Origin of the sequence: Pseudoalteromonas simplex, from assembly GCF_015278155.1 — a bacterium.
Taxonomy (GTDB): domain Bacteria; phylum Pseudomonadota; class Gammaproteobacteria; order Enterobacterales; family Alteromonadaceae; genus Pseudoalteromonas; species Pseudoalteromonas simplex.
Window position 1 is genome coordinate 1 of the sequence record NZ_JADILN010000020.1, and the last position, 25,319, is coordinate 25,319.

Sequence of the window (25,319 nt, forward strand, 5' to 3'; positions counted from 1 at the left end):
AATTAAGTGATCTATTTTGAGGCAATAAAACCTCGTTGATAACAAGGCAAAAATTTCGTTATTTAGTTGTTCTAAATCAGAAATTTTTAACGCCGTTAGTGACAGGTTTAATCCCTCAAAATGATTAAGTATTATTGCGGATTGGTATAAAATGGCTTATTTCACCTTGCGCTAATTCGTCTTTTATTAATGAGCTTTATCTCTTCATTGTGCATGACGAATGACCACGCTGTTGGGTTTCGCTGCGCTCAACCCAACCTACGCCAGACCTTCAAGCTTTATCTTGCTAATAGACAACTCTGAAGTGCCTTGGCAGGGCTTTATTGCTTAGGGAGACTCTTACCAAAAAACCACACCGCGCGGCTGTTTGCTGACATCTGAAAGCTGATAGCTCTGTGTTGGGTTTCGCTGCGCTCTACCCAACCTACGCCAGACCTTCAAGCTTTATCTTGCTAATAGACAACTCTGAAGTGCCTTGGCAGGGCTTTATTGCTTAGGGAGACTCTTACCCAAAAAACCACACCACGCGGCTGATCGCTTACATCTGAAAGCTGATAGCTCTGTGTTGGGTTTCGCTTCGCTCTACCCAACCTACGCCAGGCCTTAAAACTTTACTCTTTCAACTTTCCCCTCGCTAACTTTACTCTAGCAACTCGCAACTCATCAGCTTATGAACCAAAAACAAAAACGCCAGCATATAGCTGGCGTTTTTTAATCTGAGGGTAAGCTTGGTATTAAGCTTTTGGACCTGCTGATTTGATTGCTTCTGAAACATCGTATTTAGCGAAGTTTTCAGTGAAGTCAGAAGCTAGTTTGTTTGCATATTCTGCGTACTTCTCTTTATCTTCCCATGTATTGATTGGGTTAAGAAGTTGGCTGTCTACACCAGGAACAGCAACTGGTACATCTAGGTTTAGAACGTCGATGTGTTGAGTTTCAACATCTGCCAGTTTACCTGATACGATTGCATCAACAACAGCACGTGTAGTCGGGATATCGAAGCGTTGACCAGTACCGTAAGGGCCACCTGTCCAACCTGTGTTAACTAGGTATACTTTAGCGCCGAATTCACGTACACGCTTCATTAGAAGCTCTGCATAAACGCCAGCAGGACGAGGGAAGAAAGGAGCACCGAAACATGTTGAGAATGTAGACTCGATGTCGCTTGTAGAACCGATTTCAGTTGAACCGACTTTCGCTGTGTAACCGCTTAGGAAGTGGTATGCAGCAGCTTCTTCAGTTAGTACTGAAACTGGTGGTAATACACCGCTTACGTCACATGTTAAGAATACAACGGCTTTTGGCTCACCAGCACGGTTTTCTACTTTACGTTTTTCAACGTGCTCTAGTGGGTAAGCAGCTCGGCTATTTTGTGTCAGGCTTGTATCATGGAAATCTGGTACACGGTTTTCGTCAAGTACCACGTTTTCTAAGATTGTACCGAAACGAATTGCATTCCAAATAACTGGTTCGTTCTTTTGTGAAAGATCGATACATTTAGCATAACAACCACCTTCGATGTTAAATACGCTACCAGGTGCCCAACCGTGCTCGTCATCACCAATAAGGAAGCGAGTAGGATCTGCAGATAATGTTGTTTTACCTGTACCAGATAGACCGAAGAATAACGCAGTGTCGCCTGCTTCACCTACGTTTGCAGAGCAGTGCATTGGTAATACACCTTTTGCAGGAAGTAGGAAGTTTTGTACAGAGAACATTGATTTCTTCATTTCGCCAGCGTAGCGCATACCAGCTAGTAGAACTTTACGTTGTGCGAAGTTAATGATTACAGTGCCATCACTGTTAGTACCATCACGCTCTGGGTCACATACAAATGAAGGTACATTCATTACCTGCCACTCAGGGAAGTCTGCAGTATTGTATGTTTGAGGCTCGATAAACATGTTTTTGGCAAAAATATGATGCCATGCAGTTTCTGTTGTAACTACAACTGGTAAATAGTGCTCAGGATCAGCGCCAACTTCTAGGTGAGAGATGAAGTGTTCGTTGCTTTTCACGTGTTCTTCTACACGTGCCCATAACGCGTCAAACTTGTCTGCATTGAATGGGCGGTTAACGTTGCCCCATTGGATTTCGTTTTCAGTGCTTGGCTCTTGAACAATAAAACGATCTTTTGGAGAGCGGCCAGTGCGAGCACCGGTTTTAGCAACAAAAGCACCATTAGCGGCTAGAGTCCCTTCGCCACGACGAATAGCGTGTTCGACAAGTTCAGCTGCTGTAAGATCAACAAAACTAGTAGCGTTTGCAGTCATGTTTATACCTAAATTGTGAGAGATTGAACGGGATAGCTCTGGGGTTCTTAGTTTTCCCTTTTGCTAAAATAATAGTAACAGAAGGATTAGGGATATTCGAGTGTCTGAAGGGCCTAAAAAGGCATATATTTGGCAAAAAACATGAATAATTTCAATGATACCGGTGTCATAAAATGACGCATTTTCATGACACCGGTATCATTAGTTTTGATATTATTTTTAATAAAAAAGCCGCACTGATGGCGGCTTTGAATATAATAATTTTTATTATGATGTATTAATTAAAAATGGCTTTAATATCTTGCTCGTTAAATATGTAATCTTTTAAGCAATAATGACAGCTAATTTTTACTTCACCATTTGCTTGCACGTCGGCAAGTAATTCGTTTTGACCTACATTAACTAGTGCAGCAATTGTTTTGTCTCTGCTACAACCACAACGGAAACTAATAGACTGTGGTTCGAATAACTGAGGATTATCTTCATGGTAAAGTCGAGTCAGCACAGTGTTAGCATCTAAACCTAGTAACTCTTCATCTTTGATTGTGTTGCTAATCGCTTCTAGATGAGTAAAGTCTTCTACCGACTTTTCTTTATTTACAGGTAATACTTGCAAGAATAAGCCTGCAGCTTTGGCTGTGTCTGCTGTTACTTCAGTCGCAAACCAAAGACGTGTTTTTAACTGTTCCGATTGCTCAAAATAGTTTTCAAGGCATTTATCTAAGCTATCGTGCTCTAACGGTACAATACCTTGGTATCGCTCACCTTTAGTTGGCGTAATTGTAATAACCATATAGCCATTACCAATTAAGTCTTTTATTGAGCTACCGGTTACTTCACCTTGAAGGCGTGCGATGCCTCGCATGTTTTGTTTATCGTCACCATTAATTACGGCATATTTTACTGGGCCATCGCCTTGTAGTTGAACGGCAATTTCGCCTTCAAACTTTAAAGTAGCCGTCAATAAGCAGGTAGCAACAAGTAGTTCACCTAATAAGGTTTGCACAGGTGCTGGGTAATTATGGTTTGCGATCATCTCTTGAAAAGTGTTTTCAATTTGTACGAGTTCACCACGTACATCGAGCTGATCAAATATATAACGATGAAGTAAATCTTGTTGCATGAGTTGCATTACCTAACTTGATTTCATTTTTAACAGTTCACGTCTTTGCTTTTTATCTGGTTTACGATCAGGATGTGGAGCAAAGAAGCTGTTGTTCTTACGGGCGATAGCATTTGCTTCGCGTTTCTCAATGCTTGCTTGAGTTTCTTGGTATAAGGTTTGTGCAATGGGGGCGCCTTGACGTTTTTCAAGGATCTTTTCAATTGTCACTACCTTTTCATCGACCCCTTGTAGTAGTTTAACTACTGCACCTACCTCGACAATTTTACTGGGCTTGGTACGTTGTCCATTATAATGCACTTTGCCACCTTGCACCATGTCTCTTGCTATTGAACGGGTTTTGTAAAAGCGGGCAGCCCATAACCATTTATCAAGGCGCACGCTTAATTCGTCTTGTTTGTCTTGTGACTTATGAGTGTTACCTTTTGACACAATTGTGCTCTTTTATAGCTGCTGATATATAGGCAAAATTTACCATGAAACTTAATCACAAAGAAACAGTCATAGTTATTCCTTGCAGCCCCTGTTCGTTGAATTTACCTTGTTTACAAAGTTTAATATACGTGTGCTTGTTGAATGAAAAATGAAAAGGTACTATAGGCCAGCTATCAAGCAGTAAATTAAAATAAGAAATAGAGTTTATGGATCAACACTTACAACAAGTTAAACAGTTTTTGAACGGCTTACCTCATGCCAAGCTAAGTGCATTTGTAGTGCTGTTAGTTGTTGTTTACATTGCTTTTTTGTCATCCAAGCTGTTTTGGCTTGTATGGCCAGAACCCGATACAAGCGCATTGCCAGTAACAGGTGTTAATTCCATGGCAAAGCGAGTTGAGACTGTCAGTTCTCGACAAATAATTGAGCAAAATTTATTCGGCAAAGTTGTTGTCGAAACTAAAAAGTCTGCCGCTAAACAAAATCAAGTCATTAACAACGCCCCTGAAACACGTCTCAGTATTAACCTAACCGGCATTGTTGCTGTAAGCCAAAATGACCAAGCAGGTCTTGCTATTATCGAATCTCAAGGAAAACAAGAAACCTATGTTGTCGATGATGCAATTAAAGGCACTCGCGCCAAGCTTGCTCAAGTATTACCTGACCGAGTAATTTTAGATGTTAGCGGTCGTTTTGAAACGTTAATGCTTGATGGTCTAGATTTTACGAAAACGGTGTCTATGCCAGTGTTAGCAGAGCGTGATGAATCAGAATTAACTGCAGGCCCTCAGCTTGTCGAAAATAATGAAATAAATGCGACTGAAGATGAAGAGGTAAAAGAAGCGCTCATCGAAACGCGTGAAGAAGTATTAGACGATCCCGGTAAACTATTTGACTACATTCGCGTCTCTCAAGCGATGGTTGATGGCGAGTTAGTGGGGTACCGCTTAAGCCCAGGTAAAGATCCTGCTTTATTCAAGCAAATGGGATTAATGAATAATGATTTAGCTATTGCGATTAATGGCTATCAATTAAATGATTTGAAACAGGCAATGTCAGCAATAAACGAATTACGAAATAGTACTGACGCAAGTATCACTATCGAACGCGATGGTGAGCAAATTGATGTGCAATTTAGCCTGCAATAACTAGCTTTGGAGTTTTTATAGAATGGTTCACGCGCTACACCTCACAAAAATCAAAAAAGGGTTAGCTAAATATGCAGCGCTTTTTTTATTAACAGGATTATCGCTTTCAGTTTCAGCTGTTGAGTATGCGGCTAATTTTAAAGGCACTGATATTAATGAGTTTATTAATATCGTTGGTAAAAATTTAAATAAAACCGTCATTATTGACCCAAATGTGCGTGGCAAAGTAAATGTGCGCAGTTATGAGTTAATGGATGAAAAGCTTTATTATCAGTTCTTTTTAAATGTACTTGAGGTTTATGGTTATTCAGCTGTAGAGATGGATAACGGTATTATCAAAATTGAAAAAAGCTCTGACGCTAAAAAGTCAAATGTACCGCTGATCACTGAGGATAACCAAGCCAGTGGCGATATGATGGTAACGCGAGTTGTACGTGTTAAAAATGTAAGCGTACAAGAGCTTGGCCCACTGGTTCGTCAATTTAGCGATCAAAAAGATGGCGGCCACGTTGCTAACTTTAATGCTGCGAACGTGATGATGTTGACCGGCCATGCAGCGTCAGTTAACCGCTTAGTAGAAATTATCCGCTCTGTTGACCAAGCTGGTGACAAGCGTGTTGATATTGTAAAGCTTAAGTTTGCTACCGCAGATGATGTTGTGTCTGTTGTTGAGAATATTTATAAAGATGGCGGTAAAGGAAGCGTTCCAGAATTTCTAATTCCTAAAGTAGTTGCTGATGGTCGAACTAACAGTGTGATTGTCAGTGGTGAAGCGCAAGCGCGTACTCGTGCTGTTGAATTAATTAGCCGTTTAGATGGTGAATTAGAAAACCAAGGTAACACTAAAGTTATCTACCTTAATTACGCCAAAGCAGAAGACCTTGTAAAAGTATTGCAGGGCGTAAGCAAAACACTAGCAGAAGATGCGCAGGGCGGTGCAACTAAAACGCGCTCTCGTAATCAAAACGAAACAAGTATTGAAGCACACCCTGATTCAAATTCACTTGTTATTACTGCACAGCCTGACACCATGCGCTCGCTTGAGCAAGTAATTGAGCGTCTTGATGTGCGTCGTGCGCAAGTTTTAGTTGAAGCTATCATTGTTGAAGTTTTAGAAGCTGATGGTATCAACTTAGGCTTACAGTGGATTTCAGAGCAAGGCGGAATGATGCAGTTTAACAACGGCACAACAGTACCAGTTGGTTCGTTAGCCGTTGCAGCTGAGCAAGCACGCGATAAAACGATTGAAGGTACGGTTGTAGGTACCGAAACTGGTACAGTCACCAAGACTTCTGAAACACAAGAAGGTGACTTAACGGCACTTGCCTCATTACTAGGTGGTATCAATGGTTTAGCCATGGGGATTGTTAAAAACGATTGGGGTGCAATTATCCAAGCTGTTTCAACCGATACAAACTCTAATATTCTTGCTACGCCGTCTGTAACGACCATGGATAACGAAGAAGCATCAATGATTGTTGGTCAAGAAGTACCGATTATCACAGGTTCGCAAACAGGCTCAAATAATGCGAATCCATTCCAAACAGTTGAACGTCAAGAAGTAGGTGTAAAACTTAAAGTGACACCACAAATCAATGACGGTTCAGCAGTTCAGTTAACGATTGAGCAAGAAGTGTCGAGTGTGAGTGGTGCTACTGCGGTAGATATTTCGGTAAACAAACGTGCCATTAAAACCACGGTTATGGCTGATGATGGTGGTATGGTTGTACTGGGCGGCTTGATTGATGAAGATGTGCAAGAAAGTGTCTCTAAGGTGCCATTATTAGGTGATATTCCAGTACTTGGCCATTTATTCCGCTCAACCAGCACCAGTAAGCGTAAACGTAACCTGATTGTATTTATTCGTCCGACCATTGTTCGCGATGGCATCAGCATGAATAAATTAAGCCACTCAAAATATAACTTTATCCGTGGCGAACAACACAAACAAAAAGAAGATGGTATTGATTTAATGCCATTAGAAGATGCGCCAATTCTTCCAGAGTGGGATGATGCCTTAGTATTACCACCAACTTACGAAGAATATCTAAAACAACAAAACGCGAATGAGCGCAACGATGACTAATGCAATTTCTGAAATCAATGACGAGCTAGCATCAGACGTATCAGCTAATCATGATGAGCTGCTAACAAGTGATGATCTTGTTAGCTTGCCAACTAAGCGGTTGCCATTCTCGTATGCGCGTCGCACAGGTGTGCTGTTAGGTAAAGATCAAGACAACTGGACAGTTTATTACCGCGGTGAGTTGGATGTTAACGCTTTACTTGAGGTGCGTCGTATTGCGGGTCATGGTTTTTCGCTAGAACAATTACCTGATGATAAATTTGAGCTGTTGCTTGAGGCTTCTTATCAGCGTGATAGTTCTGAAACACAGCAAATGATGGAAGATATCGGCAACGAGGTTGATTTATTCTCGCTTGCAGATGAGCTACCGCAAACTGAAGATCTCCTTGCAGGTGATGATGATGCGCCAATCATCAAGCTGATAAACGCGATGCTCAGCGAAGCAATTAAAGAAGGTGCTTCAGATATTCATATCGAAACCTTTGAGCAAGAGCTGGTAATTCGCTTTAGGGTTGATGGCGTATTAAAAGAAGTTTTAAAGCCTAATCGTAAACTCGCTTCACTGTTGGTGTCGCGTATTAAGGTTATGGCGAAACTAGATATTGCTGAAAAGCGGATTCCGCAAGATGGCCGTATTAGTTTGCGTATTGCTGGTCGTGCCGTAGATGTGCGTGTATCGACTATGCCATCAAGCTTTGGTGAGCGTGTCGTGCTACGTCTACTTGATAAAAACAACGCACGCCTGAACCTAGAAGATTTAGGTATGACTGAGCGTAACCGTGAATTGTTTGCTGATTTAATCAGTAAGCCGCACGGTATTATCTTAGTAACCGGTCCTACGGGTTCTGGTAAAAGTACCACCTTGTATGCGGGTATGAGCCAAATCAACTCACGGGACCGTAATATTCTTACCGTTGAAGATCCAATTGAGTACGAGATCCCAGGCATTGGTCAAACTCAGGTTAATACCAAGGTAGATATGACCTTTGCCCGAGGCTTACGTGCTATTCTTCGTCAAGACCCTGACGTCGTAATGGTGGGTGAGATCCGTGACCTTGAAACAGCACAAATTGGTGTGCAAGCGTCATTAACCGGTCACTTGGTTATGTCAACACTGCATACTAATACAGCTGCTGGTGCTATCACGCGTATGGAAGACATGGGCGTAGAGCCTTTCTTACTGTCATCATCGTTACTCGGTGTATTGTCACAACGTCTTGTACGTACTTTATGTAATAGCTGTAAAGAAGGTCACATTGCTGATGAGCGCGAGTGTCAGTTATTAGGTGTCAATCCTGCTGAGCCGCCAACAATTTATCGTGCAGTTGGTTGTGAAGAGTGTAACTTTAATGGTTATCGCGGTCGTACTGGTATTCATGAGTTGCTGGTTGTTGATGAAACAATTCGCGAAATGATCCACAGCGGTAAAGGCGAACAAAGTGTTGAGAAGTACATTCGTAAACATAGCCCAAGTATTCGCCAAGATGGCTGTAATCGCGTACTTGCAGGTCGCACTACCTTAGAAGAAGTCTTGCGTGTAACACGTGAGGAAGGTTAATCATGGCAGCATTTGAATACCGTGCCCTCGACGGCAGAGGTAAAGAGAAAAAAGGCATTCTTGAAGCCGATACGGTAAAGCAAATCCGCCAAACTTTGCGCGATCAAGGTTTAATGCCTTTAGAGGTCGTTGCTGCTGCAGAAGGTGAAAAGCAAGCGACTGGGGCAAAGGGCTCTTTATTTGGGAGTTTCTTTAAACCAAAAATTTCGACTTCAGATTTAGCATTAATCACCCGTCAGCTTGCAACCTTAATCCAGTCAGCATTACCTGTTGAAGGGGCTGTCATGGCGGTGGCTGAGCAATGTGAAAAGCCGCGTTTAAAGCGTATGCTGATGGCTGTACGTTCAAAGGTTGTCGAAGGTTATACCTTAGCGGATGGTATGAGCGAGTTTCCGCATGTATTTGATGATTTGTATCGTGCCATGGTGGCAGCTGGTGAAAAATCGGGTCACTTAGACCAAGTTTTAAATCGTTTAGCAGATTATACGGAACAACGTCAGCACATGCGCAGTCAAATCACACAGGCGATGGTGTATCCAACCATACTTGTGGTATTTGCTATTGCGATTGTCTCTGTATTATTAGGTACCGTGGTACCAAAAATCTTGAAGACCTTCGAAAAATCAAAACAAGTATTACCCTGGACGACTGAATGGGTAATGGCCGCCAGTAATTTTGTGCAAAACTACTGGTTTATTAGTTTAGTCATTATAACCGTGTTAGCTGTGGCCATTAAGCAAGCGCTTAAACAGCCGCATATTCGTTACTGGTATGACGAAAAAGTGCTGCATTTACCGGGCATTGGTAAGGTAGCTCGCGGTGTTAATACGGCGCGTTTTGCTCGAACTTTAAGTATTTTATCGTCAAGCTCAGTGCCGCTACTTGAAGGGATGCGTATCTCAGGTGGTGTACTGGCTAACGAAAAAATGAAAAAGTCAGTGCAAGATGCTGCAACACGTGTAAGTGAAGGGGCGAGCCTTCGTGCTTCACTTCAGCAAACCAAACTTTTCCCACCTATGATGCTACACATGATAGCCAGTGGTGAAAAATCAGGTGAACTTGAGCAAATGCTGGAACGTGCTGCAAATAACCAAGATCGTGAGTTTGAGAGCATGGTAAACGTGTCTCTGAAACTATTAGAGCCCGCGATGATTGCTTCAATGGCGGTAATTGTATTGTTTATTGTTATGGCAATACTACAGCCGATTATGGCAATGAATAAGGCTGTAGGTCTTTAAATTAGGGAACACTAGAGCAATTAGCAGCTAACACTGCCGCTCTATAATAAATTTTTGAAGAAAGTTAGAGGTATTTTTGTGAACAAACAGTCAGGTTTCTCATTACTAGAAGTCATGGTAGTACTGGTTATTATCGGTATGATCATGTCAATTGTGGCGCCAAATATCATGGGTCAGCAAGAAGAAGCTGCAATCGATAAAGCACACTTAGATATTCAACAAATTGAAGATGCGTTAAGCCTATACAAGCTTAAAAACAAAGCGTATCCAACCACAGAGCAAGGCTTAGAAGCGCTAGTGAATAAAACAAGCATTGAGCCAATTCCAAAGCGTTTTCCTGATGGCGGTTTCCTTGAGAAGTTACCAGAAGATCCATGGGGTAATCCTTACCAGCTAATCAGCCCAGGAGAAATCGGTAAAATTGATATCTTCTCAATGGGTCCTGATGGTGAAGCAGGTACTGATGATGACATCGGTAACTGGGATGAAGAAAAGTAATAATGCCTAAATTCAGCCAACTGAACAAAGCTTATACACATCAAGGCTTACTATTATGGTAAGCCTTGGTCGTTTGCGTTTGGCTGGCCGTGCTAAGCACGCGAAAGGGTTTAGCCTCATCGAAATATTAATGGTGCTCGTGGTGATTGGTTTTGTCACCAAAATGGTTGCCTACAGTTTTGATGGAGGTGCTGAAGAAGAACTCGAAAAACAAGCGCTCAGATTACATACTACGATTAATATGGCGTCTGAGTTTGCGATTTTAAATCAGGTTGAGCTGGGCTTTCATCTTGACCAAGATACATTTGAATTTTTAGTTTTTGACGGTGATAAGTGGGTTACTTTTGACCGTGAAAAATTGTTTGCCCCAATTAAGGTTGATGAGCGCTTTGAACTCACTCTTAACCTTGATGATTTAGCCTGGGCACAAGATAACTTGCTAGAGCAGTCCAACTGGCGTGAATTAATGAGCGGTGGTGACGAAGACAGCTTACTTGAGCTGCAAAAGCTCAAAATACCGCAAGTCCTTATTTTATCTTCTGGCGAAGTCAGTGCGTTTCAATTGATTTACGAGCTTAAAGATGAGCGTGAACCACAGTATTTTATCGAAGGCGAATTTATGGCCCCGGTAAAGTTTCGTATGGAGCCTGAGTAATGAATAAGTCAGCAGGTTTTACCTTACTCGAAGTGATGGTTGCCTTGGCTATTTGTGCAATGGCCGGTATTGCCGCAATGCAGGCAACCGGTGAGCACATTAATCACCTATCGTCGATTGAAGAACAAACTTATGCTTCTTGGGTTGCCGAGAACGTAATGGTTGAGCAGCGCGCTAAAGGCGATAAATGGACAGGCAAAAGTGGCGTCAAAGGCACTGAAACACTCGCTGGTTTTGAATGGTACTGGCGTCAGGACGTGGTTCCTACTGCTGATAAAACCTTTGTAAAGGTCACCATTAACGTGTTCGCCGATGAAAAGCTTGAATACCCAGTGTATGAGCTTTCTACTTATTTGAATAAAGGTGATAAGTAGTGAAGCAACGCGGTTTTACCTTACTTGAAGTAATTGTCGCCATGGGCATTTTAGCCTTTGTGGTGTTATCGACCCATCAAATTCTTGATTCGACAACCAAAGCAAAAGAAGCCTCAGACGAGACGATTGCTGAGTTAAATGGTTATCAAACCTTATTTCGTTTGATGGACCAAGATTTTAGTCAAATGACTAAACGTCAGGTTCGAAACGAAGCCGGTGATTTTCAAGACACGTATGTTTTGGCTGGTCGTTATATTCTTGATAGCCAATACGATGGTATTGGCTTTGTTCGTGATGGTTGGATTAACCCGATTAATCTACTGCCGCGCTCTGAACTGCAAGCGGTTGGTTACCGCGTGATAGATGATAATCTTGAACGAGTGTATCGGGTGTATGTTGATCAACTAGATAACATGGAGCCGCGCTCACAAGTTATTTTAGAAGATATTGAAGATCTGAAGTTTGAATTTTTAGATGACAAAGACGAGTGGCAAGAGCAGTGGCAAATTAAAGCGCTGCCAAAAGCGGTTGCAGTCACTATTCAAAAAATAGAACAGGAGCCAATTCGTCGCGTGTTTTTGGTGCCAGGTGAGGGCAAAGTAACTACTCAAACAAATAATAGTAATAACGGCGCTAATGGTAATAACAATAATAATAGCGGAACGGGTGGCTAGTCATGACTACAATGAATCGCTCCAAAGGTGCGGCGCTTGTTATTGTGCTATTTATTGTGGCGCTGGCTGCGATGTTAGCCGTTGAGATGAGTGCTAATTTAATGGTGCAAGTGCAGCGTAGTAGCAATATTCAAAACCATCAACAGGCTAAATGGTATGCCTTTGCAGCTGAAGAGCTGGCAATTAAAGCACTAAAACAAACTAAAAAAGATGATCCTGATAAAACGCATTTAGAGCAAATTTGGGCGCAGCAGGGCGGGGTTCCTTATCCTGTTGATAATGGTACCTTAAGTGGCACGATTACAGATTTACAAGCATGTTTAAACTTAAATGCATTGCATGTAAAACCAGATCCGCAGACGGATCCAAATAATAAAACGAACCCAGCACATAAGGCATTGTTGGCATTATTAGAAAACATTGAGAATTTACCAACGGATGAATCAGAAGAAGCCATGGCCGATAGTGTGTTTGATTGGTTAGATGAAGATAGTATTACCTATCGCTCAGGTGCAGAAGAAGATGAGTATTTATCTCGACAATACCCATATATGACGGCAAATAGTTACTTTGCTTCGACCTCTGAACTTCGTTTGGTAAAAGGTTTTAACCCACTCGTTATGGAGAAACTCTTACCATTTGTGTGTGTTATTCCTGGCAGTGAGTTGCTGCAAATAAACGTTAATACACTACCTGCAGAAAGTGCGATTTTATTAAGCTCGCTTATTGATGGCTTAAGCCTTTCAGGCGCTGAAGCGGTATTATCATCACGTCCTCAAGATGGGTATGATGATTTAGAAGCTTTTTTTGAAGAGGTTAACCAACAAGGCGCACAAAACGTGAAAGCCGTTGAAAATCTATTCAGTATCAACAGTGAATATTTTAAACTACAAACGCAGGCTGAATTTGCAGAGCTGCGTTTTTCGATGACCACCTTACTCCATGCCACTAATGGTACAGTAACGATACTGGCGCGAAAATTTGGAGGCGTACAGTGACAGAGATATTGTTGATCCGTACGGGTCAAACGTTAAAAGACAGCCTTAACTGGCTAATTTACTCACCAATAGAACAAGAAATAATTGCCAGCGGTGAAATTGCCAATGCAACACAACTTGGTGAGCTAACAGAAAAAGCACAATCACGGGAAGTAGTCGCACTTTTACCAAGCGATCAGGTACAACTTAAAACAGTTACCCTACCAACTAAGTGGAACCGTAAGTTAGAGCAAGCACTTCCTTACATGCTAGAAGAAGAAATAGCCTGTGATGTTGATGACTTATTCATAGCGATTGCTGAGCCAACACTTGTTGATGAAAAGCACGCTATTAACATCGCGATGACCGACCGTGAATGGTTTGAGCAATGGCTAGCTGAGTTTAATGAGCATGGCATCGAAGTATATAAAATACTGCCGGATGCTTTATTGTTACCTGATGTTGATGACAATACTCAGTTACGCGCTATTGAGCTTAATGGCCAGTGGCTATGTAAACAGGGTAACTGGCATATTGCCGCTGTAGAGCCGAATTGGCTTGCTGGCTATTTAACAGCATTAGGTAACCCTGATGTTGCACACTTTAGCCCTGCAACGGCTTTTCCTGATACAGTTAACCTTAGTGCTCAAACGCAGCAATACGATTTACCTTTAGCCTTATTTGCTAAGCAGTTACCTGAAGTGAAATTCAACCTTCGCCAAGGTGTTTATCAACTTAAGAAAAAATCAGCGATTTGGTGGGGCTATTGGCAAAAAGCAGCTATTGCAGCAGGTGTTGCACTAGTTTGCAGTGTGGGTGTTAAGTCGCTTGAGCTTTATAAGTTAAATAACCAGCTTGAAGCCGCAAAAGCAGAAGTGGTTGCTAATTATCAGCGTGCTTTTCCAAATAAAAAAGTGCGACCTCAGCTTATCCGTAGTCAAATTCGCAGCGAACTTGCATTGATAGAAGGTGGCAGCACTGCTGGCTTCTTAGATTTGACTAACGATCTTGTCTCGATTTTTAGTGAAGTAAACGACTTCACACCAGAAACGCTTCGCTATGATCAAGGTCGTAACGAATTACGTATTCGCGCGCGCGGCAAAGATTTCCAGTCCTTCAGTAAAGTAAAAGCAATTTTAGAACAGCGTGGCTTAACCGTAGATCAAGGCTCGCTGAACAATGATGGTGATTATGTCGTTGGTGAAATTAAGTTACGAGGTGCGGCATGAAAAACCAAATAATCAATTATTGGCGCTCGTTAAAAGAACAAGAGCAGCAACTTGTAATGGTTGCAGGTGGTGTGTTTGTTATTTTTGTGCTGGTTATGGGGGTCTTTCGTCCACTTAACGCTGCTATCGAAAAAGCAGAGCAAGACACAATAAAACAGCAAGAGCTGTTGGCGTGGGTTGATGAAAGTATTGTAAAACTTAAAGCGAGTGGTAATGCACGTAATACGAGCAGCCGTAGCTTAAGCCAAATCGTTAATAGCACCCGTAATCGTTATCAAATTATCATTAGCAAAATGCAGCCAAATGACAATTCACTTCGTTTAACTATTGACTCTGTTGAGTTTAATAACCTTGTTGAATGGTTAGATGAACTGGTTAATTCACATGGTGTGCTAATCGAAAATTTAGATTTAAGTAAAGATGACAAATCAGGCTTTGTGCGTGTAAGTCGTTTGGTACTAGAGAAGTAAACGATGAAAAGAGTTATTTTATTAATCACAGTGTTTGTGATGTGTTTTTTGGTGTTTACGCTGGTAAAAACACCCGCTGCCGTTGCACTTGATTTAGCCAAGCCACATTTACCAAAGCAATTACAATTAGGTAAAGCCAGTGGCACGCTATGGGACGGGCGCATTATGCAGGTACGTTTTGATGGTGAGCAATTAAACAATGTGCGTTGGCAATTGTCGGGGTGGTCACTGTTTACAGGTAAATTAGTGGGTACGGTACGTTTTGGTGATCCTCGTGATAAAGCGGATATTTCAGGCCATGCTGATTTTTCTTACGGTTTATTTAACCAAGCAGTTACTGTGAAAAAGACCACTTTACGCTTAACAGTTGAACGTGCCATGCAACGTTTACAACTACCTTTGCCGATTAGTGCGCAAGGTCGTGTGATTGTAGATTTAGATGAGTACAGTTCAGGCGAGCCTTATTGTGAAAGTCTAAGCGGCGAAATTGCGAGCCCGAACATTGATGTGAAAGGAATGAATAACTGGTTTAGCATTGGTCCTTTAAGTGGCCGTTTAAGCTGTAAATCCGGTGATGTAGCAGTACTTGTAGACCCTGAAAACCGTTTAGGGCTTGAAGCTGATGCAGTATTAAAAGCGAACCTAGACTTTAAAGTAGCTGGTTATATTAAACCTGAAGCAAGCTTACCGAAAGAAGTGCATGATGCTGCGAAGTTTCTTGGTCGTCCTGATAACGAAGGTCGTTATCCGCTTAACTTTTAAATTGGATTAATTGAATAGTATGCAATTACCTGAGTTTTCAAAGCAGCAAAGTGAGCTTTTAAGTCAGTTTTTAGCGCAGCATCAAGATGCGCTTAGCTTGGCGCAAACCCAAGGTTATTTATTTGCGGTGATCTGTGCTCCTGAGCCGCTTGATGTTCACCAGTGGTTAGAAGAAGTTGCACCTGGTTCTGATGGGCAAATGGATGAGCAAGTGCTGTTTGCATTTATGGCTTTATATCAACAGATCAGCGAACAAGTATTCGAGACGGGTTTTGCATTACCTGTGAGCTTACAGCTGAGCTCGCAAGGGCAACAATACCTAGATATTCAAGAATGTCAGCATTGGAGCCAAGGTTTTATGCATGGTGCGCAAGGTTACGTTAACAAGCTATTAAGCGCGCCACAGTTAGCTGATGAGTTAAAAGAAGCCTTGGCTACAGCTCTGCAAAGCTTAGGCTTTTTTACCCTTGAAGCGAGTGGAATTGCAGCCCTTGCAACTGATAATGGTTTATCTGAAGGGCAACTATGCCAGCAGCAATATGAAGTAATGAATGAATTCGCCGCTGGCTTTGCAGAGTTAATTGAAGTCGTTGCTGTAAATAGCCAACTATATAATGATGAGAGCTGGAACTAACCCAGCTCGAGTAGGATGTTTGTGCAACCTTTGGCACAGCATACAACGCCTTTACCTGGCTGATCAGTTTTCAAATCTAAGGTGAGGGCGCCTTTACACTCTTCGCAGTATAAGGTTTGACCCTTGCCCAGCTTCTTTAGCATATTACGTTGTTTAGCAAACGAGTCGCTGGTTTTTTTGTTTAAAGCAGAAAAGTCCATTACTTGTTTAGCCTTTCTTCAAGCGCATTCGAAACAATACTACAAACACGATTCAAGCGTTCGCCATAAAAGTACAAGTTAATATCTTTTTCACGGCAATAATGAAGGTGAAAGAGTTGTAGTTTATCGTCGGTAGTGAATGTGTCTTCAATATACTCAAGCTCTGAGTTTGATAAATTAAGTTGTGACTTAATATTATTTTTAGCCATATTAGCGGCAGGACTTCGGTTTACCTTACTAGCATCAGAAATCATACCGACTCCCTCACCTAGTAACCTGTCCCTAGGTTCTTTGATCAAAGGATGATCAATTGTGAAAAGTGCTAAAATTATAAGCACTAAGATGAGAAATTTTTTCATAGTCCAATAAACTTTGATCTAAATGAATAGGTGGTAGCTGCAAGTTTAATAAAATGGTTGTTTTAAAAGCAAGCAGATACGATTAAATAGTTAAAAGTTCGTATATGAAATCTAACCCTGAAATTTTCCATAGATTGAGTATAATGCAATATATAGATTAAAAGTTTCAGAAATCTTTGAACGTAATGAGATGTATTCTGATTTGCTTATTGGCACAGAAACCTCTTACTGCAAACATATGTTTGAGTATTATTTCCTAGTGGCGTTGAGGAATTTTAATGGATAATCAGATTAAGGTTAAAAATATCCCAACGGAAGTAAAAATCCAGAAACCGGAAAATGCTTCCCTCGATGATAGATTTAATCCACGTAACCGTATTTATGTTCGAGCTGTAACTGGCTTACACCAATTGTTAAGGCAGCGAATTGGTTTTATCGGCATGCTTGCGTTCATGCTACTGCCTTGGATCAACTTCCATGGCCAGCAAGCTGTACTGTTCGATTTGGTAGGGCAAAAGTTTAACATTTTTGGTTTAACGCTTTGGCCACAAGATCTGACTATCCTTGCTTTCATTTTAATGTTGGCGGCGTTTGCGTTGTTCTTAGTAACTACTTTCTATGGACGGGTTTGGTGTGGTTATACTTGCCCACAAACTGTTTGGACTTTCATTTTTATTTGGTTTGAAGAAAAGTTTGAAGGTACAGCTAATCAGCGAAAGAAACTAGATCAACGCCCGATGGACTTTGATAAGTTTTGGCGAAAAAGCGCCAAGCACGGTAGCTGGTGGTTATTCTCACTTTATACAGCGTTTACTTTTGTTGGTTATTTTACGCCTATCCGCCAGTTGCTACCTGATCTTTTTACCCTTGATGCAACAGCGTATTCGTATATTTGTTTAGCCGTATTTGCAGTCTGTACTTATGGTAATGCGGGTTGGATGCGCGAGATTATGTGTTTACACATTTGTCCTTATTCTCGCTTTCAATCAGCTATGTTCGATAAAGATACCTTTACCGTGAGCTATGATGAGGCACGTGGTGAGAGCCGCGGCCCACGTTCACGCAAGCAAGATCCAAAAGAGCTTGGCTTAGGTGATTGTATCGACTGTAACTTATGTGTGCAGGTGTGCCCTACGGGGATCGATATTCGTAACGGCTTACAATATGAGTGTATTAACTGTGGTGCATGTATCGATGCGTGTGATGGGGTGATGGATAAAATGAATTACCCACGCGGCCTTATTTCCTACACCACAGAACGCAACTTAGAAACGCCAGACAACAAAACACACGCACTGCGCCCTAAGTTAATTGGTTATTTAGTTATCTTAGTGGTGTTAACAGGGGCGCTGGTGGCAAATATTGCGATGCGTAAACCGATGGAGTTGGATATCATCCGTGACCGTAATCAGCTATACCGTGTTGACTTTAATGGCCTAGTTGAAAACACCTATACACTAAAAGTAATTAACAAAGCTCAGCATCAGCAAACCTTTAATATTCGTGTTGAAGGGCTTGATAACTTTGAGTACATTGGCAAACAAACTTTCACAGTACCTTCTGGCGAGTCTTATAACGTGCCACTGTCATTGGTTGTTGATCCATATGATTTGAAAAAGCCGATGACGAAGTTTGAGTTCGTACTTTCTATCGATGGTGAGCCTGATGTGCAGATTTCACAGCCGAGTAACTTCTTTAAGGCGCGATAATTAAGTACACTGAGCGAATGAATAAAAAGCGGGATTTTCCCGCTTTTTTTATATGATGAGGCATTATGAGTAAATTTAGTTTTGTAGACCTTACACCTGATTCAATTTTAGATGCGGTTGAAAGTATCGGTGTTTATGCTGAATCAGGGCTGCTGGCACTAAATAGCTACGAGAACCGTGTTTATCAATTTAAAGCAGAAGATGGCCATCGTTATGTTGTTAAGTTTTACCGTCCAGAGCGCTGGAGTAAGGCGCAAATCTTAGAAGAGCATGCATTTGCATTTGAACTCGCTGAGGCCGAAGTGCCAGTTGTTGCACCTGTAATTATCGAAGGGCAAAGCTTATTTGAGCATGATGGTTATTTGTTTACGTTATTCCCAAGTGTGGGGGGCCGCATTTTTGAAGTTGATAATTTAGATCAACTTGATGTACTTGGCCGCTTAATTGGGCGAATGCACCAACTAGCAAAAGCAAAGCCATTTGAACATAGACCTGTGATCAGCTGTGAAGAATATCTTAAGACAGCTAAAGTTCAGTTACAGGCAAGTAACTTGGTGCCAATGGCATTAGAGAACGCCTTTTATACTATTTTAGATTTGGTGATCAAAGAAACCACACAGCAGTATAAAAATGTTGAAACTATTCGTCTGCACGGTGACTGTCATGCCGGCAATATACTGTGGTCTGGTGATGCATTAATGTTTGTTGATTTAGACGACAGCCGACAAGGGCCTGCAATTCAAGATCTTTGGATGATGCTCAGTGGCGATCGTAACAATCAACTGTTACAGTTAGACACTTTAGTCGCAGCGTACGAAGAATTTTGCGATTTTGATCACAGCCAATTAAAGCTGATTGAACCACTCAGAGCGATGCGAATGGTGCATTACATGGGCTGGTTGGCGAAAAGATGGGATGATCCTGCGTTCCCGCGGAACTTTTCATGGTTTGCTGAAGACAAATACTGGGAGCAGCAAATACTAGCGTTAAAAGAACAGCTTGCAGCGCTACAAGAAGCACCATTAAAATTATTACCATAAATTTTTAAAGTTAATAAAGTCGAGAGAACAATGTTTAAAAAATTAAAGTTAAGTCTACTCATTTTATGTTTACCTTTTGCGGCCTTTGCTGCTGATTTTGAAGCAGGTAATCAATACGAAGTATTAAAAGTTGAGAAAAGTGCAACACCTCAAGTAACCGAGTTCTTTTCATTTTATTGCCCACACTGTTTTCAGTTTGAACCAGTTGCAAAAGCATTAACGGCAAGTCTTCCTGAAGGGACTGAATTTGTAAAAAGTCATGTTAACTTTTTAGGCGGTGTGTCTAAGCAAACTCAAAGTAACTTAAGCTATGCCTACTTAATTGCTAAGCAACATGGCAAAGCAGAACAAGTAGCTGATCAAATCTTTAACAGTATCCATAGACAACGTGCCTTACTTAAAGACATGAAAGACGTTAAAGCACTACTTGCAACTAATGGTATTAGTAATGAAGTGTTTGATGCTGAAATTGCAAGCATGCCAGTGATTAGCGCTGAAAAAGCGATGCAAGATAAGCAGCAAAAATATTCAGACATGGGCGCCTTAACAGGTGTACCAACTTTTATCGTCAATGATAAATACAAAATTAATTTAAATACCATCAAGAGCCAGCAGATGCTTGATGAATTAGTCGAATTTTTATTAAAACAATAATTTTGGAGTAAAGAAGTAATGATCAAGTTAGTAAAAGCTGTATTAATGGCTGCCACGCTAGGTTTAGCGGCAAATGCCTCAGCTGCTCAATATGAAGAAGGTAAGCATTATGAAACGATTGATGCACGCGCTTCTAAAAAGCCAGAAGTAAAAGAGTTCTTCTCATTCTACTGCCCACACTGTAATAACTTCGAGCCAGTTGTGAAAGAGCTTAAAACACTTCTTAAAGATGGCGTTAAATTCAAAAAGAGCCATGTTGACTTTTCAGGTCCTCGTGACCCAGAAATTCAAACCATCTTAGCGCAAGGTTATGCGACGGCTAATGTGTTACCACAGAAAGACGCGTTAGTAGCCGCTGTGTTTAATCATATTCACGGTAAGCGTGCTCGTATTAACGAACTAGCTGATATGAAAGACATCTTTGTTTCACAAGGTGTATCGGCTGAAGATTTTGATAAGTACTACAACAGCTTTTCTGTACGTACTATGGCGTCTAAAATGAAACGCGACCAAGAATACTACCAACAAAAAGGTGCTTTAAAAGGCGTTCCAACTTTTATTGTTAATGGTAAATATCGCTTAATCTTAGGTGCGGACTCAGGCATCAGTGATGCAAAGAGCATGGCAGATTTAATTAACTACCTAGCTGATAAATAAGCTAATTAGTTAAATTTAATTCAAAGCTCCGTTCGCGGAGCTTTTTTATTAGTAAAGCAAATGCAAAAACTATTAGTTTCAAGCTGTTTGTTAGGAAACCCTGTTCGTTATGACGGGCAATCGCAAAACTTACTCCATCCTGGTTTAGAAACTCTTAAACAGCAAGGAAGGCTCGTTGCATTCTGCCCTGAAGTAGCTGGTGGCTTACCTACACCAAGGCCGCCTGCAGAAATCAAAGTGGGTAGAGTACTTACCAAAGATGCGCAAGATGTCACAGTGCAGTTTGCTGATGGCGCAGAACAAGCACTTAAACTTTGCAAAAAACAGGGCATTCGCTATGCGTTGTTAAAAGAATCAAGCCCGTCATGTGGTCGCAATACTATTTACGATGGTAGTCATTCAGGAAAGAAAATTTCAGGGATGGGGTTAACTGCAAAGCTGTTAACTGACAATGGTATAGCTGTATTCAGCGAGCAGCAGTTGCCAGCGCTATTTGCTGCGCTGGCAGAGTGATTTTATTTACGTTGTAAAAACACACCTGATTCAATGTGATGGGTGTAAGGGAATTGATCAAAAATTGCAAAACGTTTTACTTCATGGGTTTTGCATAAGTGATCAAGGTCACGTTCTAGGGTATCGGGATTACACGAGATATAAATAATGTTGTCGTAGTTCGCAACTAGGTCACAAGTTAGCGTGTCCATTCCAGCACGTGGTGGATCCACCAAGATTGTTTGGCAGTTATAGCTTTTCAGGTCTATGCCATCTAAACGAGAGAAGGTACGTTCGCCTTTCATTGCTTGAGTGAACTCTTCACTCGACATACGAATGATATCTAAGTTCTCAACCTTGTTTTGTGCAATATTGTATTGTGCTGAGTAAACCGATGATTTTGATATCTCAGTGGCTAATACCCGGTCGAATGAACCCGCAAGAGCAATCGAAAAGTTACCATTTCCACAATATAACTCCAGTAAGTCATTATTAAGGGGTTGGCAAAGCGCTTGTGCCCACTCTAGCATCTTGATGTTTACTTTCGCATTCGGTTGCGTAAAGCTATTTTCGACTTGCTGATAAATAAGCTCTTTACCGTTTACGTTTAAACGCTCGATAACATAGTCATTACCAATCACTTCTTTTTGCTTACGAGCACGGCCAATAAAATCAATCTTAAACTGTGTGCTCAGTTTTGCTTTAAGCTCTTTAATTGCTTGTAGCCACTGCTCATCTAGTTGTTTGTGATACAACAAGCTAACAAGGATCTCGCCACTTAAGCTTGAAAGGTAATCGATTTGAAACAGCTTACGGCGCAGAACTTCATTGTCTTTTAAGTTTTCGATCATCGCTTGCATCACTTCACCCACTAAAGGTGCTGCAGGGTCAAACTCATCTACGCGGATCTTTTCTTTAGTTTGTTGATCAAACATGATGTGAAACAGGTCTTCACCTTCATGCCAAACACGAAACTCTGCACGTTGGCGGTAATGAATAGGATCAGAGCCGAACACTTCTAATTTTTCGACCCCAAAACGTCGAAACTGTGAGGTGATGCGCTGCTCTTTTTCACTCAATTGTGCATCATATTGAGTTGTATCAATTTTTATAACCGCCATGGCTGATTACCTTTTATCTCTTAGCTTTATAACGGCGCTATTGTAGGGAGCGCTGAGGATTTGTCTAGTTTTGTTATTTATTTTAGTGTCGTTTTTTTATACAAAAAACTTAAGTTCTTTGGTTTTTGGCCGATAATGAGTTAACCATAACATGGAGTCGGATCATGAAAATTGGCAACCTAGGCTATATGCCTAATACAAATGTGAATAAATACAATGGTAAACAGGCTCTGCAGCAGCCTACCATTCAAAATCGTCAAGATAGTTATCAACAACGCGGTCGTGAGCTCGCGGCAAAAGTTCTTGATGATAAACTTGCTGAGGCACTTGGTTTACCTAAAGCCGAAGAGAAAAAAGATAAACCCTTGTTCGACTTTGAAGAGATCGTGAAAAACGTACTCGACTTTGTTGGCGGTGCACTTCGTAAAGCAAAAGCCGATGGTGCTGATGATGAAAAACTCAAAGGCATGCTAGGTGATGCACGTAAAGGTGTGCAAATGGGCATCGACGATGCGTATGATGAGCTTAAAGAGTCAGGTATTCTTAACGATGACATCGAAGAGGGTATCGAAAAGTCTAAAGAAGGTATCTTTAAAGGTATTGATGAATTAGAAGAAGACTTGTTCAATCCTAAACCTAATGCGGTTTCAGTTAGCCAAGCTCAATACATCAGTTTAAGTAATAACGCAGAGTACACTTTCACCACCGCTGAAGGTGACGAAGTAAGTATTAGCTTTGCTGATGCATACGAAAGTAAGTCTGCAAGCAGTTATAGCAAAAATGGCGACAACGAAGCCTTTGTCAGTGAGTCTTCGCAATCACGTGATTTATCATTCTCGATGTCGGTCAATGGTGATTTAAATGAGCAAGAGCAGCAAGCTATCAATGAATTGATGGAAGACTTGCAGAGTGTTAGCGAAACATTCTTCTCTGGTTCATTAGAAGAAGCCTTTGAACAAGCTAAAGAGCTGAACTTAGGTAACGAGCAACTAGTCGGCTTTACCATGGATCTAAAACAAACCAAAACAGTAGCAGCGATTAAAGGGTATGAAGAATATAAACCTGCTCCTGAAAAAGAAGTTGCTGAGAAAATAGCGCCATTTAATGACGATTTGAAACAGGCGTTTAATAAAGCGGGCGATATTGGTTTGCAAAATGAACTGGCTGGCATCTTACAATGGTTAAACCAAGATAAAGAAGAAGTCAGTAAGCTGGTGGATTATACCAAAGCAATGTTCGAACAAATGAATAAGCTACGCTCGGCAACAGAAGAAGAGGCATAGTCCTTTCTTTCTTTTTATAAAGCTGCATGGCAAACTGCTGATCTTTGATGATCCGAGGTAAGCAGTTTGTCAGTTCATATAATGGTGTTTGATTCTGGTATAGGTGGAACAACCGTACTTGAACAGATCCAAGCATTGATCCCAGATGCTGATTATAGTTATTTTATGGACAATGCTTTATTGCCCTATGGCGCGCAAAGTCAGCAAACGATCATAGCCCGCCTTTTAGCGCTACTACAGTTTATCGAGACAGCAAACTTACACGTTGATATTCTAGTTATTGCGTGTAATACCGCCTCTACCTCTGCCTTAGATACTATTCGTCAGCACACAAGTATAGAAGTTGTCGGGGTAGTACCTGCAATAAAACCTGCTTGCGCTATAAGTAACAGCAAACATATTGGTTTACTGGCAACACCATCAACCATCAAGAGTCGCTATACTGCAAATTTAATTAGTACTCATAGCCAAGACACACAAGTCAGCTTATATGGCTCAACTGAGCTGGTAGAAATTGCAGAAACACTATTTCATACGCAGAAAATCAATAAAGCAAAGCTTGAGAAAGTATTGAGTAATTTAGCGATAGCAGAAGATATAGATGTTCTGGTACTTGGCTGTACACACTTTCCATTACTAGCCAGCGCGATTAGTGACTACTATAAACAACAGATCTTCCTTATTGACTCAGGCAAAGCGATTGCTAAGCGCGTTGAAAGTTTAATTGCTCTACGAGGCTTTACTCTTACTACAGATAAAAAAAAGCCGCTGCACTATTATGCAACGGCTCCTATTGGTCATTCGCAATTAAGCGTTGAGCTTATTACGCTGACTGATCAGATCCCTCACGAAAGCTGTTAGCTTCGTTCTCTTGTTTTTGTTTTGCTTCACGCACTTTTAAAGTACGTTGTTGGAATTCGCTATCATTTAATTGATTGATTGCTTTATCTGCATCAGCTTCAGCCATTTCAACAAAACCAAAGCCACGACGTTTACCTGTATTTTTATCTTTTAATAAACGTACATTGAAAACTTTGCCTTGTTCTTCGAATAAAGCACGAACAACACCTTCATTAGCACGATAAGGTAGGTTGCCAACATAAAGTGTTTTTGTTTTTACTTCGGCCTCCTCACTTGACGCTGATGAAAGTGCTGCAATAACTAAAGCACCAATTAATAAGCCTGCACCAAATAGCAATGCTGGGTCTAAAGCTAAGCTTGCAAGTGCGAACTTAACAACCACAAAACCTAAAACAGCAAGAATAACGGAGAAAAGAAAAGATTTTTGATCGGGTAATTTCATTTTGATCTACCAATAAACAAGAAATAAACATTAATTTAACATTGTGAACTTGCTATCTTAACGAGTTAAATGAACATAGCAATGAAATTTGCATTAAATTATGAATATTGGCTTAAAAAACAGCCATAATAGCGACCGTTTTTGCTGTTTTCGGTAAATTTAGTTCGCTTTTTGAGCGAACAGTAAAAAGATCGAAAAAAAGTGTTGATCTGTTTTTGGATCTCCCTATAATGCGACCCCACTGACACGGCGGGCAGCAACGAAAGGCGCTGAACAAAGTGACACAGAGTTAAGTGAAACTTCGGTTTCAAATAATCGAAAGAAAGTTTGAAATTAAGTATTGACTCGAAAAATTAAGGATGTATTA

Annotated in this window: 27 protein-coding genes; 20 read left to right on the plus strand and 7 right to left on the minus strand. The window is 41.0% G+C overall.

Annotated features, from left to right (window positions below; all coding sequences use genetic code 11):
* Positions 1 to 734 precede the first annotated feature (734 nt).
* From IRQ78_RS19960 to hslR, 3 genes are all read right to left on the minus strand, one after another.
* Entirely contained in the window at positions 735 to 2,273 is a 1,539-nt protein-coding gene (locus IRQ78_RS19960; protein ID WP_194442961.1) for a phosphoenolpyruvate carboxykinase, read from the minus strand.
* Between the two features lie 277 nt (positions 2,274 to 2,550).
* Positions 2,551 to 3,396, minus strand: coding sequence for an Hsp33 family molecular chaperone HslO (hslO, locus tag IRQ78_RS19965; RefSeq protein ID WP_054554862.1), 846 nt, complete (start codon positions 3,394 to 3,396; stop codon positions 2,551 to 2,553).
* A gap of 12 nt (positions 3,397 to 3,408) precedes the next feature.
* The gene (hslR, locus tag IRQ78_RS19970) at positions 3,409 to 3,831 is read right to left on the minus strand and encodes a ribosome-associated heat shock protein Hsp15 (RefSeq protein ID WP_138601251.1); all 423 of its coding nucleotides are present in this window, start codon (positions 3,829 to 3,831) and stop codon (positions 3,409 to 3,411) included.
* Between the two features lie 206 nt (positions 3,832 to 4,037).
* On the opposite strand from hslR, the gene gspC reads away from it, so the two are divergent.
* The 13 genes from gspC (at position 4,038) to IRQ78_RS20035 (ending at position 16,134) form a co-directional block, all read left to right on the plus strand.
* Complete coding sequence (gspC, locus tag IRQ78_RS19975) at positions 4,038 to 4,979, plus strand: type II secretion system protein GspC (protein WP_054554839.1); 942 nt, start codon at positions 4,038 to 4,040, stop codon at positions 4,977 to 4,979.
* 22 nt (positions 4,980 to 5,001) lie between these two features.
* Complete coding sequence (gspD, locus tag IRQ78_RS19980; protein ID WP_054554840.1) at positions 5,002 to 7,065, plus strand: type II secretion system secretin GspD; 2,064 nt, start codon at positions 5,002 to 5,004, stop codon at positions 7,063 to 7,065.
* On the plus strand, positions 7,058 to 8,623 hold the full coding sequence (gene gspE, locus IRQ78_RS19985; protein ID WP_054554841.1) for a type II secretion system ATPase GspE: 1,566 nt from the start codon (positions 7,058 to 7,060) through the stop codon (positions 8,621 to 8,623). Before gspD ends, gspE begins: the two co-directional genes overlap by 8 nt.
* A gap of 2 nt (positions 8,624 to 8,625) precedes the next feature.
* On the plus strand, positions 8,626 to 9,861 hold the full coding sequence (gene gspF / locus IRQ78_RS19990) for a type II secretion system inner membrane protein GspF (RefSeq protein ID WP_054554842.1): 1,236 nt from the start codon (positions 8,626 to 8,628) through the stop codon (positions 9,859 to 9,861).
* Positions 9,862 to 9,939: 78 nt separating this feature from the next.
* Complete coding sequence (gspG, locus tag IRQ78_RS19995; RefSeq protein WP_054554843.1) at positions 9,940 to 10,359, plus strand: type II secretion system major pseudopilin GspG; 420 nt, start codon at positions 9,940 to 9,942, stop codon at positions 10,357 to 10,359.
* Between the two features lie 55 nt (positions 10,360 to 10,414).
* Positions 10,415 to 11,014, plus strand: coding sequence for a prepilin-type N-terminal cleavage/methylation domain-containing protein (locus tag IRQ78_RS20000; RefSeq protein WP_054554844.1), 600 nt, complete (start codon positions 10,415 to 10,417; stop codon positions 11,012 to 11,014).
* Entirely contained in the window at positions 11,014 to 11,388 is a 375-nt protein-coding gene (gene gspI / locus IRQ78_RS20005) for a type II secretion system minor pseudopilin GspI (protein WP_054554845.1), read from the plus strand. Before IRQ78_RS20000 ends, gspI begins: the two co-directional genes overlap by 1 nt.
* Entirely contained in the window at positions 11,388 to 12,062 is a 675-nt protein-coding gene (gspJ, locus tag IRQ78_RS20010) for a type II secretion system minor pseudopilin GspJ (protein WP_138601245.1), read from the plus strand. Before gspI ends, gspJ begins: the two co-directional genes overlap by 1 nt.
* An 11-nt stretch (positions 12,063 to 12,073) precedes the next feature.
* On the plus strand, positions 12,074 to 13,060 hold the full coding sequence (gene gspK, locus IRQ78_RS20015; RefSeq protein WP_138601263.1) for a type II secretion system minor pseudopilin GspK: 987 nt from the start codon (positions 12,074 to 12,076) through the stop codon (positions 13,058 to 13,060).
* Positions 13,057 to 14,268: a type II secretion system protein GspL gene (gene gspL / locus IRQ78_RS20020; RefSeq protein WP_054554847.1), complete on the plus strand. Its 1,212-nt coding sequence runs from the start codon at positions 13,057 to 13,059 to the stop codon at positions 14,266 to 14,268. The genes gspK and gspL overlap by 4 nt, the downstream gene beginning before the upstream one ends.
* A complete protein-coding gene (gspM, locus tag IRQ78_RS20025) occupies positions 14,265 to 14,738 on the plus strand; it encodes a type II secretion system protein GspM (protein WP_054554848.1) in 474 nt (157 codons plus the stop codon). Before gspL ends, gspM begins: the two co-directional genes overlap by 4 nt.
* 3 nt (positions 14,739 to 14,741) lie before the next feature.
* Positions 14,742 to 15,500, plus strand: coding sequence for a type II secretion system protein N (locus IRQ78_RS20030; RefSeq protein WP_138601242.1), 759 nt, complete (start codon positions 14,742 to 14,744; stop codon positions 15,498 to 15,500).
* A 19-nt stretch (positions 15,501 to 15,519) separates the two neighbouring features.
* Positions 15,520 to 16,134, plus strand: coding sequence for a YecA/YgfB family protein (locus IRQ78_RS20035; protein ID WP_138601260.1), 615 nt, complete (start codon positions 15,520 to 15,522; stop codon positions 16,132 to 16,134).
* Here IRQ78_RS20035 and IRQ78_RS20700 read toward each other — a convergent pair.
* Positions 16,131 to 16,334: a hypothetical protein gene (locus IRQ78_RS20700; protein ID WP_054554851.1), complete on the minus strand. Its 204-nt coding sequence runs from the start codon at positions 16,332 to 16,334 to the stop codon at positions 16,131 to 16,133. The two genes, IRQ78_RS20035 and IRQ78_RS20700, sit on opposite strands and share 4 nt — an antisense overlap.
* Positions 16,334 to 16,693 carry a hypothetical protein gene (locus IRQ78_RS20040; RefSeq protein ID WP_054554852.1) on the minus strand — a complete coding sequence of 120 codons (360 nt, stop codon included), beginning with the start codon at positions 16,691 to 16,693 and terminating at the stop codon, positions 16,334 to 16,336. The genes IRQ78_RS20700 and IRQ78_RS20040 overlap by 1 nt, the downstream gene beginning before the upstream one ends.
* Positions 16,694 to 16,971: 278 nt before the next feature.
* On the opposite strand from IRQ78_RS20040, the gene ccoG reads away from it, so the two are divergent.
* From ccoG to IRQ78_RS20065, 5 genes are all read left to right on the plus strand, one after another.
* The gene (ccoG, locus tag IRQ78_RS20045; RefSeq protein ID WP_194442962.1) at positions 16,972 to 18,402 is read left to right on the plus strand and encodes a cytochrome c oxidase accessory protein CcoG; all 1,431 of its coding nucleotides are present in this window, start codon (positions 16,972 to 16,974) and stop codon (positions 18,400 to 18,402) included.
* Positions 18,403 to 18,467: 65 nt separating this feature from the next.
* The gene (locus tag IRQ78_RS20050) at positions 18,468 to 19,442 is read left to right on the plus strand and encodes a serine/threonine protein kinase (RefSeq protein ID WP_138619576.1); all 975 of its coding nucleotides are present in this window, start codon (positions 18,468 to 18,470) and stop codon (positions 19,440 to 19,442) included.
* Positions 19,443 to 19,472: 30 nt separating this feature from the next.
* Positions 19,473 to 20,096, plus strand: a complete 624-nt coding sequence (locus tag IRQ78_RS20055) for a thiol:disulfide interchange protein DsbA/DsbL (protein WP_138601233.1) — start codon at positions 19,473 to 19,475, stop codon at positions 20,094 to 20,096.
* An 18-nt stretch (positions 20,097 to 20,114) separates the two neighbouring features.
* The gene (locus IRQ78_RS20060) at positions 20,115 to 20,753 is read left to right on the plus strand and encodes a thiol:disulfide interchange protein DsbA/DsbL (RefSeq protein ID WP_138601230.1); all 639 of its coding nucleotides are present in this window, start codon (positions 20,115 to 20,117) and stop codon (positions 20,751 to 20,753) included.
* Positions 20,754 to 20,813: 60 nt separating this feature from the next.
* The gene (locus tag IRQ78_RS20065) at positions 20,814 to 21,266 is read left to right on the plus strand and encodes a DUF523 domain-containing protein (RefSeq protein WP_194442963.1); all 453 of its coding nucleotides are present in this window, start codon (positions 20,814 to 20,816) and stop codon (positions 21,264 to 21,266) included.
* Between the two features lie 2 nt (positions 21,267 to 21,268).
* Here the strand turns inward: IRQ78_RS20065 and trmA are convergent, their stop codons facing one another.
* Positions 21,269 to 22,366, minus strand: coding sequence for a tRNA (uridine(54)-C5)-methyltransferase TrmA (gene trmA, locus IRQ78_RS20070; protein WP_138601224.1), 1,098 nt, complete (start codon positions 22,364 to 22,366; stop codon positions 21,269 to 21,271).
* A 164-nt stretch (positions 22,367 to 22,530) separates the two neighbouring features.
* Between trmA and IRQ78_RS20075 the strand changes: the two genes are divergently transcribed.
* Together IRQ78_RS20075 and murI are read left to right on the plus strand one after the other, a co-directional pair.
* Positions 22,531 to 23,649 (plus strand): DUF5610 domain-containing protein, encoded by a 1,119-nt coding sequence (locus tag IRQ78_RS20075; protein ID WP_194442964.1) that lies wholly within the window; start codon positions 22,531 to 22,533, stop codon positions 23,647 to 23,649.
* Positions 23,650 to 23,715: 66 nt separating this feature from the next.
* Positions 23,716 to 24,510, plus strand: a complete 795-nt coding sequence (gene murI / locus IRQ78_RS20080) for a glutamate racemase (protein ID WP_166339794.1) — start codon at positions 23,716 to 23,718, stop codon at positions 24,508 to 24,510.
* Here the strand turns inward: murI and IRQ78_RS20085 are convergent.
* Positions 24,473 to 24,952, minus strand: a complete 480-nt coding sequence (locus tag IRQ78_RS20085) for an RNA recognition motif domain-containing protein (RefSeq protein ID WP_054564068.1) — start codon at positions 24,950 to 24,952, stop codon at positions 24,473 to 24,475. The genes murI and IRQ78_RS20085 overlap by 38 nt on opposite strands.
* Positions 24,953 to 25,319: the final 367 nt, after the last annotated feature.

Excerpts from the sequence above, each read along its gene's own strand:
- IRQ78_RS20060 (WP_138601230.1), top strand. The coding sequence starts at position 20,115 with ATGATCAAGTTAGTAAAAGCTGTATTAATGGCTGCCACGCTAGGTTTA.
- gspK (WP_138601263.1), top strand. The coding sequence starts at position 12,074 with ATGAATCGCTCCAAAGGTGCGGCGCTTGTTATTGTGCTATTTATTGTG.
- hslO (WP_054554862.1), bottom strand. The coding sequence starts at position 3,396 with ATGCAACAAGATTTACTTCATCGTTATATATTTGATCAGCTCGATGTA.
- gspF (WP_054554842.1), top strand. The coding sequence starts at position 8,626 with ATGGCAGCATTTGAATACCGTGCCCTCGACGGCAGAGGTAAAGAGAAA.
- IRQ78_RS20075 (WP_194442964.1), top strand. The coding sequence starts at position 22,531 with ATGAAAATTGGCAACCTAGGCTATATGCCTAATACAAATGTGAATAAA.
- IRQ78_RS20085 (WP_054564068.1), bottom strand. The coding sequence starts at position 24,952 with ATGAAATTACCCGATCAAAAATCTTTTCTTTTCTCCGTTATTCTTGCT.
- IRQ78_RS20030 (WP_138601242.1), top strand. The coding sequence starts at position 14,742 with ATGAAAAGAGTTATTTTATTAATCACAGTGTTTGTGATGTGTTTTTTG.
- IRQ78_RS19960 (WP_194442961.1), bottom strand. The coding sequence starts at position 2,273 with ATGACTGCAAACGCTACTAGTTTTGTTGATCTTACAGCAGCTGAACTT.
- IRQ78_RS20065 (WP_194442963.1), top strand. The coding sequence starts at position 20,814 with ATGCAAAAACTATTAGTTTCAAGCTGTTTGTTAGGAAACCCTGTTCGT.
- gspD (WP_054554840.1), top strand. The coding sequence starts at position 5,002 with ATGGTTCACGCGCTACACCTCACAAAAATCAAAAAAGGGTTAGCTAAA.
- gspM (WP_054554848.1), top strand. The coding sequence starts at position 14,265 with ATGAAAAACCAAATAATCAATTATTGGCGCTCGTTAAAAGAACAAGAG.
- IRQ78_RS20000 (WP_054554844.1), top strand. The coding sequence starts at position 10,415 with ATGGTAAGCCTTGGTCGTTTGCGTTTGGCTGGCCGTGCTAAGCACGCG.
- gspI (WP_054554845.1), top strand. The coding sequence starts at position 11,014 with ATGAATAAGTCAGCAGGTTTTACCTTACTCGAAGTGATGGTTGCCTTG.
- IRQ78_RS20035 (WP_138601260.1), top strand. The coding sequence starts at position 15,520 with ATGCAATTACCTGAGTTTTCAAAGCAGCAAAGTGAGCTTTTAAGTCAG.
- trmA (WP_138601224.1), bottom strand. The coding sequence starts at position 22,366 with ATGGCGGTTATAAAAATTGATACAACTCAATATGATGCACAATTGAGT.
- gspE (WP_054554841.1), top strand. The coding sequence starts at position 7,058 with ATGACTAATGCAATTTCTGAAATCAATGACGAGCTAGCATCAGACGTA.
- IRQ78_RS20050 (WP_138619576.1), top strand. The coding sequence starts at position 18,468 with ATGAGTAAATTTAGTTTTGTAGACCTTACACCTGATTCAATTTTAGAT.
- gspC (WP_054554839.1), top strand. The coding sequence starts at position 4,038 with ATGGATCAACACTTACAACAAGTTAAACAGTTTTTGAACGGCTTACCT.
- ccoG (WP_194442962.1), top strand. The coding sequence starts at position 16,972 with ATGGATAATCAGATTAAGGTTAAAAATATCCCAACGGAAGTAAAAATC.
- IRQ78_RS20055 (WP_138601233.1), top strand. The coding sequence starts at position 19,473 with ATGTTTAAAAAATTAAAGTTAAGTCTACTCATTTTATGTTTACCTTTT.
- IRQ78_RS20700 (WP_054554851.1), bottom strand. The coding sequence starts at position 16,334 with ATGGACTTTTCTGCTTTAAACAAAAAAACCAGCGACTCGTTTGCTAAA.
- IRQ78_RS20040 (WP_054554852.1), bottom strand. The coding sequence starts at position 16,693 with ATGAAAAAATTTCTCATCTTAGTGCTTATAATTTTAGCACTTTTCACA.